The 12,469-nt window shown below is 65.5% G+C and carries 10 protein-coding genes; 5 read left to right on the top strand and 5 right to left on the bottom strand.

What is annotated here, in order from left to right:
- Nucleotides 1-4,151 (top strand): amino acid adenylation domain-containing protein (locus VFZ66_23125; protein HEX6292099.1); only part of this gene is annotated, 4,151 nt, incomplete at its 5' end.
- A 417-nt stretch (nt 4,152-4,568) separates the two neighbouring features.
- On the opposite strand, the gene VFZ66_23120 is transcribed toward VFZ66_23125, so the two are convergent.
- Nucleotides 4,569-5,585 (bottom strand): 1-aminocyclopropane-1-carboxylate deaminase, encoded by a 1,017-nt coding sequence (locus VFZ66_23120; protein HEX6292098.1) that lies wholly within the window; start codon nt 5,583-5,585, stop codon nt 4,569-4,571.
- A gap of 258 nt (nt 5,586-5,843) precedes the next feature.
- On the opposite strand from VFZ66_23120, the gene VFZ66_23115 reads away from it, so the two are divergent.
- Nucleotides 5,844-6,008 (top strand): hypothetical protein, encoded by a 165-nt coding sequence (locus tag VFZ66_23115; protein HEX6292097.1) that lies wholly within the window; start codon nt 5,844-5,846, stop codon nt 6,006-6,008.
- A gap of 72 nt (nt 6,009-6,080) precedes the next feature.
- On the opposite strand, the gene VFZ66_23110 is transcribed toward VFZ66_23115, so the two are convergent.
- The gene (locus VFZ66_23110; GenBank protein HEX6292096.1) at nt 6,081-7,253 is read right to left on the bottom strand and encodes a tyrosine-type recombinase/integrase; all 1,173 of its coding nucleotides are present in this window, start codon (nt 7,251-7,253) and stop codon (nt 6,081-6,083) included.
- 173 nt (nt 7,254-7,426) lie between these two features.
- Between VFZ66_23110 and rnhA the strand changes: the two genes are divergently transcribed.
- On the top strand, nt 7,427-7,942 hold the full coding sequence (gene rnhA / locus VFZ66_23105; GenBank protein HEX6292095.1) for a ribonuclease HI: 516 nt from the start codon (nt 7,427-7,429) through the stop codon (nt 7,940-7,942).
- A gap of 147 nt (nt 7,943-8,089) precedes the next feature.
- Entirely contained in the window at nt 8,090-8,632 is a 543-nt protein-coding gene (locus VFZ66_23100; protein HEX6292094.1) for a hypothetical protein, read from the top strand.
- Nucleotides 8,633-8,852: 220 nt separating this feature from the next.
- On the opposite strand, the gene VFZ66_23095 is transcribed toward VFZ66_23100, so the two are convergent.
- A complete protein-coding gene (locus tag VFZ66_23095; protein HEX6292093.1) occupies nt 8,853-9,791 on the bottom strand; it encodes a hypothetical protein in 939 nt (312 codons plus the stop codon).
- Between the two features lie 198 nt (nt 9,792-9,989).
- Here VFZ66_23095 and VFZ66_23090 point away from each other — a divergent pair, with 198 nt between their 5' ends.
- Complete coding sequence (locus VFZ66_23090) at nt 9,990-10,127, top strand: hypothetical protein (protein ID HEX6292092.1); 138 nt, start codon at nt 9,990-9,992, stop codon at nt 10,125-10,127.
- A 4-nt stretch (nt 10,128-10,131) separates the two neighbouring features.
- Here VFZ66_23090 and VFZ66_23085 read toward each other — a convergent pair whose 3' ends face one another.
- Complete coding sequence (locus VFZ66_23085; protein HEX6292091.1) at nt 10,132-11,700, bottom strand: FAD-dependent oxidoreductase; 1,569 nt, start codon at nt 11,698-11,700, stop codon at nt 10,132-10,134.
- Between the two features lie 94 nt (nt 11,701-11,794).
- Entirely contained in the window at nt 11,795-12,463 is a 669-nt protein-coding gene (locus tag VFZ66_23080; protein HEX6292090.1) for a GTP cyclohydrolase I, read from the bottom strand.
- Nucleotides 12,464-12,469: the final 6 nt, after the last annotated feature.

Genomic DNA, 12,469 nt, shown 5'->3' with positions numbered 1-12,469 from the left:
TCGCCAGCTTCGCTGTCCAGGTGGTGGGACGCCAGGTCGAGGACACGCCGGAGTTGGTGCCGATTCCCCGCGACGGCAGGCCGCTGCCGCTCTCCTTTGCACAGCAGCGGCTGTGGTTCCTCCATCAGCTCCAGCCCGATGCGGCCTGGTACACCGTTCCGGTCGTGCTGCGTCTGCGCGGGCCGCTGAACCACGCGGCGCTGGAGCAGAGTCTGAGCGCGCTCGTCGCCCGGCATGAGATCCTGCGCACCAGCTTCGCCTATGATCCGCTGCACACGGGGCCGGAGCCGTATCAGCAGATCGCGCCGCCGCGTCCCGTTCCACTGCCCGTTATGCTACTACCCGCCAGCGACGAGGCAACGATCCGCCAGGTGATTCAGGCGCTGGTTGAGCGCCCCTTCGATCTCCAGAACGGACCGCTGCTGCGCGCCACCCTCGTCCAACTCGCGCCCGAGGATCAGATCCTGGCGCTGGTGCTCCATCATGCCATCTTCGACGGCTGGTCGCTGGAGGTGCTGCTGCATGAGGTGATCACGTGCTACCAGGCGTTCGCGCAGGGAGCAGCGATCGAGCTGCCACCGCTGCCGGTCCAGTATGCCGACTATGCGGTGTGGCAGCGGCAGTGGCTCCAGGGCGAGGTTCTTGATCAGCAGCTCGGCTATTGGCGGCAGCACCTGGCAAATCTCGCGCCGCTGGATCTCCCAACAGACTATCGACGCGCAGCAACGGTCTCGGAGCAGAGTGCGAGCGTCGCGTTTCAGATCTCGGCGGCCCTCACCGACGCGGTGAGCCGATTGAGCCAGGAGTTGGGCGCGACGCTCTTCATGACGTTGCTAGCCGCGCTCAAGGTGCTGCTGGCGCGGTGGAGTGGACAGACCGACCTCGCGGTCGGCACGCCGATCGCCGGACGTGTGCGCCCGGAGTTGGACGAGCTGATCGGCTTCTTTGTCAACACGCTGGTGCTGCGCACTGATCTGGCGGGTCATCCCAGCTTTGCCGACTTAGTTGCGCGGGTGCGGCAGACGGCGCTGCACGCCTACACGCATCAGGACGTGCCCTTCGAGATGGTGGTCGAGGAGTTGCAGCCGGAGCGGGATCTGAGTCGCCATCCGCTGACCCAGGTCATGTTTGTTCTCCACAACACGCCTCGTCTCAGCATGACCTTGCCGGATCTGACGGTGGAACCGCTCGGCGTCGAGCCGCTGGCCACCGAGTTCGACCTCACGTTGACCGTGAGCGAGAGTCGCGGTGGGCTGCGAGGTGAGTTCACCTACCGCCGGGATCTGTTTGCGCCGGACACAATGGCGCGGATGGTCGGACACCTGGAGACGCTGCTCGCCGCGGTGGTGGACGATCCGCACCAGCCGATCGATCAACTGCCGCTGCTGACCGAGACGGAGTATCGGCAGGTGCTGGCACAGGGAGTCCATCTACGCTCTCTTGTCATGGAGCAGAGCGTGCATGCGTTGATCGCAGCCCAGGCAGCGCGGCGACCGGACGCCATTGCGGTCGTCGGCGAGAATCGCTCGTTGAGCTACGCCGAGCTGGACCGGCGGGCTAATCAACTCGCCAATTACCTGCGCGAGCGCGGCGTTGGCCTGGAAACGCGAGTCGCGCTGTGCCTGGAGCGCACGCCCGATCTGATCATGGCGTTGCTGGGCGTGCTGAAAGCGGGCGGCGCGTATGTGCCGCTCGATCCGGGCTATCCCCAGGAGCATATCCAGTTTATTCTTCAGGATGCCGCGATCGCGCTTGTGCTGACCCAGGCGGACCTGCGCGAGCGGCTGCCGGAGAGCGATCTTCCGGCGATCTGCCTCGATACGGCGTGGCCTACCATCGCCCAGCTGCCGACGACTGCGCCCGATGTGCGCGTTGACCCGGCGAATCTGGCCTATGTGATCTACACGTCGGGATCGCTGGGCACGCCCAAGGGCGTGCTGATCGCGCATAGCTCGCTGGTCAACTACACCGAGGCCGCGCACGCGCTCTACGGGATCACGCCTGCTGATCGGGTGCTGCAATTCGCCTCGATCACCTTCGACGCCAGCGCCGAGGAGATCTATCCCTGCCTCACCTGCGGCGCGACGCTGGTCTTGCGCACCGACGAGATGCTGGAAACGCCCACGACCTTCCTGCGCACCTGCGGCGCGTGGCAGATCTCGGTGCTGAGCCTGCCGACCGCCTACTGGCATCAGGTCGCGGCCTATCTCGACCCTGGCGTCGCGCTGCCCGCGACGCTGCGGCTGCTGATCATCGGCGGCGAGCGCGCGCTGCCGGACCGCCTGGCGCAGTGGCGGGAGCGGGCTGGTGATGTCGTTACCGTGGTGAACACCTACGGCCCGACCGAGGCCACGGTCGTCGTCACCGGAGCGATCATCGCCGGACCGAACCATGTCGCGCTCGCCAGCCGCGAGCTACCGATCGGCAGGCCGCTCTGCAACATCCAGGCGTACATTCTGGACTCGCGGCTTCAGCCACAGCCGATCGGCGTTCCCGGCGAGCTGCACATCGGCGGCGCGAGTCTCGCGCGAGGCTACCTCAATCGCCCCGATCTAACCGCCACCAGCTTCATCCCCGATCCGTTCAGCCCGACACCTGGCGCGCAGCTGTACAAAACCGGAGATCTAGCCCGCTTCCGCGGCGACGGTGAGATCGAGTTCGTGGGTCGGGTGGATCAGCAGGTTAAAGTCCGGGGCTTCCGCATCGAGCCTGGTGAGATCGAAGCCGTGCTGCGGACGCATGAGGCCGTGCGTGATGCGGTGGTCGTCGTCCGCGACGAGCGATTGGTGGCCTATGTCGTAGAACACAGGAACACAGGAACACAGGAACACGGGGACCGACGAGATCTTCTTTCCCTCGCAGCCAGGGGGATGCCCCAACCGGATGACACGCGGCCTGGTAAGGGGACGGCACAAGCCTCGGGTGAGCGCCTTGCTTCCGATCTCCGCGTCGTCTTACAATCGCGGCTCCCGAGCTACATGGTCCCGGCAGCAATCGTGGTACTCGACGCGCTGCCGCTCAGCAGCAGTAACAAGATTGACCGCCGCGCCTTACCCGCGCCTGACGCGACCGCGTTCGCACCAACGGTGGCGGCAGTTGCGCCGCGCGATCCCTGGGAAGTATGGCTGGCGGAACTTTGGGCTGGGGTGTTGGGACACGATGGTGTCGGTGTCACAGACAATTTCTTCGCACTGGGCGGGCACTCGCTCCTCGCCGTGCGCCTCATGACGGAGATTCAGCAGTGCCTCGGCCGGGCGATTCCGCTGGCCACGCTCCTTCAGGCACCGACCATTGCGCAGTTGGCGGAATATCTGCGCAACACCACGCCTGGGCTGCCCTGGTCGCCGCTGGTGCCCCTGCAGCCAGATGGCAGTCAGCGTCCGCTTTTCCTGATCCATCCGATCGGGGGGACGGTGCTGTGCTATGGGGAGCTGGCGCGGCTGCTTGGGCCGGATCAACCCGTCTATGGGCTGCAGGCACGCGGCGTCGAGCCGGATCAAACGCCGCACGAGTCGCTGGCGGCGATGGTGGAGGAGTACCTCGCCGCCATCCGTCAGACCCAGCCCCACGGCCCCTACCGGCTCGGCGGCTGGTCGTTTGGGGGCGTCGTCGCCTTTGCGATCGCCAGCCAGCTCCAGCAGCAGGGCGAGACGATCGATCTGGTGGCGCTGATCGACAGCAGCGGGCCCATCGCCGAGGCTGCCCCGCTCGACGATCTGACCCTGCTCACCGCGTTCCTCCGCGATCTCGGCGGCTTGCTTGGCACCTCGCTCCCGATCACGGCGACGGAACTCGCGCCCCTGCCAGCAGACGAGCGGATGGCGGTGGTGTTGGAGCGTGCCCACATGGAAGGCGTGCTGCCGCCCGATCTCGATCTCCGCCAGCTCCAACGGCTCGCACACGTCTTCGCCGCCAATCTGACGCTGCTGGCGGCGTACCGACCCGCCCGCACGGCGCCACCCGTGGCGTTGCTGCTGGCGGAGGCAACGGCCCAGCGCAGCGATCTCATGGCGGAGTGGCGCGCGCTCACAGCGGTGATGACCTGTGGGGTGGTGTCGGGAACGCACTACACACTGCTACGCTCGCCCCAGGTGCAGGCCGTTGCCGACTGGCTCCGAGCCCAGCTTGCCGCGTCACCGATCATCGCGTGAGCCACCTGGACTCATCGGTGATCAGGAAACACGTGTCCGCCGTTCCCGACCTCACCCTGGCGTCAGGAACGGCGCTCGCTTGGTGACGCCCCCCGGCCTGAAGCTGACCGCATCGCCGAGACGATTCCGACCGTGCGGGGTGCCGATGACGACCGTCCAAGCCAAACGGCGCGTCCTGATGGCGCGGGTCGCGCCAGTGGCTGCTCGTCATCCTGCTTGGTCGTCGCCGCCTGGCGCGCTGTATAGGCTGCATGCTGCGCGGTGCGGCGCATCAGTGGAAGCGATCACGCTGAGCTAGGCCGCGCGACTCGTCTGGCGACCGCAGAGCAACCGATGTACTGGATAGCCAGATCACACAGGATCGCGGCTCCACGCCAGCGCCATCCACGCGCGACCCGATACCCGGCACCCGGTGCGCTACCCATTGCGAAACAGAAAGCTGTAGGCATTCAGCGCCGGGGCTCCGCCGAGATGGGCGTACAGGACGCGCGAACCGGCTGGAATCTCGCCGCGCTGGATCAGATCGATCATGCCCTGCATCGACTTGCCCTCGTAGACCGGGTCGGTGATCATGCCTTCCAACCGGGCAGCCAGCCGAATCGCCTCCAGGGTTTCCGGCGAGGGCAGGCCATACTCAGGATACGCGTAGCGCGTGTCGAGGACCACATCGGCTGGGACAATTGGCCGACCAAGCTCCACCAGCTCGGCCGTGTGTTGTGCGATGCGCGTGATCTGGTCGCGCGTCTGTTCCGGTTTGGCGGAGGCATCGATGCCGATCACACGATCGGCCCGGCCATCCGCCGCGAATCCGACAATCATTCCGGCCTGGGTACTGCCCGTGACGGAGCACACGATGATGTAGTCGAAGCGCACGCCCAGCTCGCGCTCCTGGGCACGGACTTCCTCCGCAAAGCCGACAAACCCCAGCCCACCGAGGCGATGGTCGGAGGCACCGGCAGGAATCGCATACGGCTTACCGCCCGCCGCGCGCACATCCGCCAGCGCCTGCTCCCAGCTCTGCTTGAATTCGATGCCGAATCCTTCGTCGACGAGCCGCACATTGGCTCCCATGATGCGCGACAACAGGATGTTCCCGACGCGGTCGTACACGGCATCGGCGTAGTTAACCCAGTTTTCCTGGACCGTCACACAGCGCATGCCGAGATGGGCGGCGACCGCCGCGACCTGACGGGTGTGATTAGATTGGATACCCCCGATCGTCACCAGCGTATCGCAGCCCTGCGCGAGGGCGTCCGGCACGAGATACTCCAGTTTGCGCGTCTTATTGCCGCCAAAGGCCAGGCCACTATTGCAGTCTTCGCGTTTGGCGAAGATCTCGACCGTGCCGCCAAGATGGGCGCTCAAGCGTTCCAACGGGTGCATGGGTGTGGGGCCAAAGGTCAATCGATAGCGGGGAAATGTGTGCAAGTTCACGGTGCTCCTCCTGTCACTGACGTACGAGGCTACCTGCCCCTCCCTGTAGGGTATCACGTTCATTTCCCCGTGCGCGCGCAGGAGCGGTACGCCGAGCAGCTCCGGGCGGTGGACGAGCGCACATTATTATCGTCCTGGGCGCGCAGGGCAAGGTCGGGTGTACGCCGAGCAGCTCCGGGCGGTGGACGAGCGCACTGGCTGACACGTACAGGTCCATCCCATCGGGCATCAGGGCACGCTCGAAACCGAGGTCCACGGGTGCTGCCGAGCCATGCGACGCTCGCGGGGTCGCCATCGCTCCATCAGGACCGGCGCGAGGTGGTGGCGCGCTATCGCGGCACACTCACGTCCGACGAGATCGCTACGGCAGGGGAGGCGTTTCTGGACAGCACCGGCTGGATGCTCCAGCTCCGGCCTGCCTGAGCTCCGGCATGAACAGCGGCGCACGAGCGGTCAGCGCGTGACCAGGGAGGTGACTCGCCGATTGCTGCGCGATTACCAGTTGACGTAATCTACGGCATTGTCATCCAGGGCATCCTGATCGTGCGCATAGCGCATCGTGGTTTTCGGATCAGCATGGCGCGCCGCCGCCTGGACCTTGCTCAGCGACGCGCCACCCTTCAAGGCCAGGGTGACGAAGGTGTGGCGCAGGCCATGCGGCGTCACCTTGGTTCGTCGTGCCTGCTGCGCCGTATTCGGTTTGCCGTCGTGATCTACATGTGCGTGGGCGTCAGGATCGAGCTTGAGGTGCAGCCGCGCCTCGGTGAAGCGCATTTGCAAAATGTATTTGAGGCCATCATAGGTCAGCGGCCCGTGGACAGCGTAGCGCCGAGGGGCGTGCGGTTGTTCGGGATCGCGCCCCTTGTGCCGCAGGCGGCGGAAGACCACGCCGCTCGTCATCTGCTCTGCCCGGAGTGCCTGAAGGTAGCGGTGCAGCACCTGCCACGTCCGCGGCTTGAGCTTGACCCGATTCCGCTGGTTGCCTTTGCCGGTGATCCACACCACGCGGTGGCCATCGATCTCGGCCAGATCGTCGAAGGTAATCCCCAGCGCTTCGCTGGAGCGCAGGCCGGTCGAGAGCATCAGCACGATCAAGGCCTGATCGCGCAGGTCGCGCAGCGTCGGCCCCTGACACACGTCTTCGAGCCGCCGCGCTTCCTGGCGGCTCAAATAGATCGTCGTGCTGTGCGGGCTGACCTTCGGCTTCTTGATCTCCTCCATGGGGTTGAGGGCGATCAAATGGTAGCGCAGCAGCCGGTTGTAGAGCAGCCGCAAGGGCGTGAGGCGGCGGCTGATCGTGGCGGGCTTCAAGCCAGCAGAGAGGTGGCGGATATACGCGCTGATGTCTGCCTCGGTGACCTGCTGAATGCGGCTGAGGGCGGCCTGGATCTCCAGCACCAGGTCCGGCGAGGTCTGGAGCGCGGCGGGATCGTCGGGCAGCGTGACGTGGTGACCGAGATAGATCAAGAAATCTTGGAGGTCGCTGCGATAGGCGCGGCGGGTGTGCTCTGAACGACCACGTAGAATGACCTCGGCGAGCACGTCGGCCAGCGTGCGTGGCGGCAACGGTGGTCGCGTGGGCGGCTGCGGCAGCTCGACAATGACCTCAGTCACCGGCGGCTCGACGCGGGCCAACGCCGTGTCGGGGGTGTCGGGCAAACGGCTCATGCGTACCATCCTCTCTCGCAATCCTGCGGTTCGTCGATCAGCGGGTGACTCGTCCAGCACGAGGGCTAGTATAGCACATCTTACTCCAAAGAACGAGCATTATCGAGAGTTAGTCAACACGGTACAATAGCCGATGCTCGCGCAGGGTTCGTGAGCTGGACGCGGGGAACGAGATGACCACGGAACTCAGGGAGGTGACCATCTTAACCGACGGGGCCTGTATCGGCAATCCCGGTCCGGGCGGCTACGGCGTGGTCCCGAAATTTGGCGAGCGGACTAAAGAACTCTCTGGCGGCTTTCGCTTGATGACCAACAATCGCATGGAGTTGATCGCGGTCATCAAGGGGCTGCGCGCCTTGAAGGAGCGCTGCATTGTTTCGGTATTTAGCGACTCAGAGTATGTGGTTGAGGCGATGACGAAGGGCTGGCCGGCGCGCTGGCGGGCCAACGGCTGGATGCGCACCAAAAAAGACCGCGCTGTGAATCCGGATTTGTGGCAGCTGCTGCTGGAAGTGGTCGCGCATCACCAGGTGACGTTCAGTTGGGTCAAGGGATACGCGGGCCATCCCGAGAACGAGCGCTGCGATCAGCTCGCCCTGGCCGCCGCCCAAGGGCGCGATCTGCCGGTCGATGACGGCTACGAACATCCCGCGTCGGTGCTGCCCATCACGGGATCGCTCTTCGACTGATGCACGGGCATCGCGCGGGAATCAGGGAGCGTTCGCGCGCGACCGGCCCCACGCTGCCCCGGTTGACACGGGCTCGATGGCGCTCGCCGGGAACTGCGCGGTGCCACACACCATGATGTCCTGCGCGCCGCAGGGTGAGGAGGACCGATGGCCGACGATCCGACGGATGAATCACCCAAACAGCCACCCGAGCTGCGGCCAGGCCGCACGCGTGGCCGCGTCGTGCCGGATGCCACCGCCGCAGCTGCGACCCGACCGGCGACGGATCGCGCCGTGCTCCGGAGCGTCGCGGCGCACTACCTCGTCCAACACGAGCGGCTGGTGCCGCTGGGGACCGCCGCACGCTTTGGCCGGGACGCCGCTGGTCAGCCCTATCTGGAACTGCCACTGTCCGCGGGCCACCCGCTGGAGCGGTTGGCGATTGAGGACGTGCCACCGCGGAGCGCCGTGGTGCAGACCGCGCTGGTCAGCAGGCCGCGCGGGGCGGAGCGGGACGATCATGTCCTGGGGTATCACGCGCCGACGGCACGCGCGGCGCAGGACGGGATCGACGAGGCCATCCTCCAGTATGTGATCGACGAGGTGGGCCTGGAGGGTGTCGAGCGGATGGTGCAGCAGCTGTGCACCGAGGGGCCTACCACTCAGTTCGACCCATCGCCGCGCCGGTCATCCCGCCGCCGTCGGCGCTGATGGATGGAGCGGTGATCGCCCATGAGGGTATAGGCCCGCTGCCGGTCGCACGGGCCGGGTCCTGCGCCATTCGGACATTGGGTGGTCTCAGCAGGCCGGCTCTCCGCTGTACCGGTGACGGCGGGTTCCCCTCCAGAGCGTTGTGCATGCAGCGCGCTGGACTCGTCGATCAGGCCAGCCCACCAAGCAGCCGCCGTGCGTGAACGACCACGCGTGTCGCCTACTTGAGGACGAAGACCGGTCGGCAAATATGGGCGGTGCCACGCGCCACCGTTACATTGGGCGCATTCGGACAGCTGACCTCGAATTCCCAGCCCCGAAACGCCGAGCTGGCTGCGGGTCGGGCCTCGAGCTTGACCTGCGTGTCGACCGGATAGAACACGTTGCCGCAGGTCCCACTGGTGCCGCTTCTCGTGAAGGTGCAGTCGATCCCTGGGGGCTGGGAGGTGACTCGTCCTTCGCCCCCGCCTCCGCGCGCGAGCGAGACGCTGCCATGCGCGAAATGGAACGGATTCCAGACCGTGATGGTCGCATGCCGCTCGGTGCTGAAGTCTCCGCCCACGGTCCCGATGATCGTCGCGGACTGCGCGTTCGTCACGGCGAGGGTGGAGACCGTGAAGGTCGCGCGGGCGGACCCCGCCGGGACCGTGACGCTCGGCGGGACGGTTGCCGCGGCGGTGTTGTTGCTGGTAAGGTCGACCACAAAGCCGCTGGTGGGCGCGGCGGCGCTGAGCGTGACGGTGCCGGTCGCCGCGTCCCCGCCGGCGATATCGGTCGGGCTGACGGTAAGCGACGCGAGCGAGAGCGAGGACGACGAGGGTGGCGAACTGACCGTGCAGCCGGACAAGCGCGCCGCCGTCGGGCTGGTCGATCCGTCATTGACGTCGACCGTGCAGTCGGCGGGCGCGGTGAAGCTCCGCTGCTCTATCCGGAATCTGCCGCCACCATCGCTGGTGCCCATGGTGACGCCATCGACGGTGATCGTGCGGTTGGGGGTCGCGCTGCCTTCGATCCGAAGCGTTGTTCCGCTGAGTTCCGCCCGTGAGATGGTAACCGCCGCGTGGGCGGTGGAGGCCACAAGGAGTGCGCCGATCAGGACGAACAATCCCCCGACCGCGCTGCTCGTCGGCCTTCGACGAGGTTGCTGTTGATTGCTCATCCAGCTATCTTAGCATATCCGCCGACGCGTCGACAACCCGGTCGTGCGCAGGTCCGCACGCGAGATGGTGAGCGCGGGGTGCGCGATTGAGGCCAGGACGACGGCACCACTACGGAGCGGCTCTGCACCGGACCAGCGCGAGCCTACCTACCGGTCGTACCGCCTCCGTCGCCCGTTGCCGCCAGTAAGCTATAGGCAATGCCGTGTTCAACTAGGCAGCTCATTGCCGATCTTGAGGCCGACGAGGGCGGCAACGATGTCTGCGTGACGCTGCCAGGCACCATCACGAGCGACTGCCCCACGCAGCATATCGCCCTTCAGGCGGGCCTGACCTGAATCGCTACGCACGGTCATCCTCGGTTCCGTCGCGATACGCTGCCATGCCCGAACGGTCAGCGAGGTTCTGCTGCGCAAGATTCGCAACCGCCGGGCCGTGAATCACCTGACCGGTCACGTCGAAGCGCGAGCCGTGGCAGGGACAATCCCAACTCTTCTCAGCGGTGTTCCAGCCAACCAGGCAGCCGAGGTGCGTGCAGACCGGCGAAACACCATGCAGCTTCCCCTGCTCATCCTTATAGACAGCCACCTTTTCGCCATGATGGTTAACGATGGCGCCTTCGCCAGGAGGAATGGCATCGGGGAACGTTTCGCCACCTGCCAGCCGATCCCCAATGAAGTGCCGCGCAACATTCGCCCCTTCCTTCAGCAGTTTCGCCGCCGATGCCCGCAGGTTGAGGCGACTCGGATAGTATAGTTCGGCCCAGGGATTGACCACGCCTAGGATCGCATCCGCAATAATCATCCCAGCGAGGGTGCCATTGGTCATGCCCCAGGCACCGAATCCGGTCGCCACATAGAGATGGTCAGCGCCCGGTCGCAAGCGACCGATATACGGCACTCGATCGACGGCATAGGTATCCTGGGTCGACCACCGATACACGACCTGATCGCAGCCGAAGCGTTCGCGCGCGAAGTGTTCAAGCTGGCGGTACCTCGCGTTCGTGTCCGGGTCCTCCCCGGGACGGTGTTTTTCGCCGCCAATCACCAGAAGGAGACCGTCGGGCGAGGGCGCGGTCCGCACGGATCGGGTTGGCTCGCCGATGCTGATATACATGCCGTGCGGATCGGTTCCTTCGTTGGCCCGCACACAGATCACGTATTCGCGGCGGGGGAACACCCGGGCGAAGAACAGCCCGCGATCGAGGATCGGGTAGTGGGTCGCGACCACGACATCCTGCGCCTGTAGCACGCCCTGATCCGTAATCACCCGATGGGGGTTGCTCTCCTCGACATCCAGCGCCCGCGTATGTTCAAAGATGAAGCTGCCAGCGCCTGGAATGCGCGCCGCGAGCTGCAGCAGGTACTTGCGTGGATGAAATTGGGCCTGATGGTCGACGCGAAGTGCGCCAGCCACCGGAAAGGGCAGGCCGGTTGCCGTGACCAGGGAGGCGGGCAGCCCGAGGTTCTGCGCTGCCGTGACTTCCTCCTCCAGCATGGTGAGATCGGTGGCGGACTCGCTGTAGCAGTAGTTCGGCTTGCGCTCGAAATCACAGTCAATGCCATCTTCCGCGACAAATTGGGCAATCCGCTCAAGGGCAGCCTGATTGGAATGGGCATAGATGCGGGCGGCATCTTCCCCAAACGTGTCGATCAGGTCGGCATAGATCAGGTTGTGCTGGGCGGTGACTTTTGCGGTCGTGTATCCGGTCACGCCCCGGACCACCTGATCCGCTTCGATCACCGCAACCGTTTTTCCCGCCTGCTTGAGCAGCGTGGCGGTGGTCAGGCCAGCGATGCCTCCGCCGAGGATGGCAACATCGACGGTGAGGTCCCCGAGAAGTCGTGGAAACGTTGGGCCCGGTGCCGTCGCGATCCACAGGGACATGTGTTCAGGGGGTGTGTCGACCATACCAAACCTCCAGACATGCACGAGTGCCAGCGCACTCGCGCACCTTTCAAAAGCAGGGTGCCACAGGATCAACTGAACGCGGCTCCAGCCTGTCTTAGAAGCGGGAAACCAGCGCCATGCATCGCGGACCCTCACGCATCGCGAGAAACTCCGCCCGTAGCGCCGGATTCTCGATGTACGCGCCCCGCCAGACCGTGGTCCGCGTCAGCGGCGCGCCGTCGCGTACTCCGCGCATCTGGACACACAAATGGTGCGATTCCAGATACACCGCCACGCCGTGTGGCTCCACCATCGCCTCCAGTCCATCGGCGATCTGCTGTCCTAGCCGCTCCTGCACCGTGAATCGCCGGGAAAACAGCCGCACCAGGCACGTCAGCGTTAAGATGCCGAGGATCGACTCGCGCGCGAGATAGCCGACGTAGGCGTGTCCGATGAACGGCAGCGCATGATGCTCGCAGAGGGCAAAGATGGGGATCGGCCCCTCGATAACCTGGATCAGGCAGCAGTCGGGACCGCTCTGGCACTCCGTCTCGAAGGCCGTCAGCAGCTTGGGATCGCCGTCGTAGCCCGCCGTGATGTCGAACAGGGCGCGAATGAACCGCTGCGGCGTTTCGCATGTGCCGGACGCGTCGAGGTCCAGCCCCAAGGCGGCGAGGATGTCTGCGGCATACGTTTCAAACGTTCGGAGTTGCTCGTCCGAGCGGTGGCGGCGGCGCAGGTGCAGCGCCTGGTCAAGGTCCTGATCGTGAAGCGATGTGGGCATGATGCA

It is taken from the genome of Herpetosiphonaceae bacterium, from assembly GCA_036374795.1.
In the GTDB taxonomy this organism is placed as follows: Bacteria; Chloroflexota; Chloroflexia; order Chloroflexales; family Kallotenuaceae; genus LB3-1.
The sequence above is the reverse complement of the archived record's forward strand: the minus strand, read 5'-3'. Positions and strand labels throughout refer to the sequence as shown.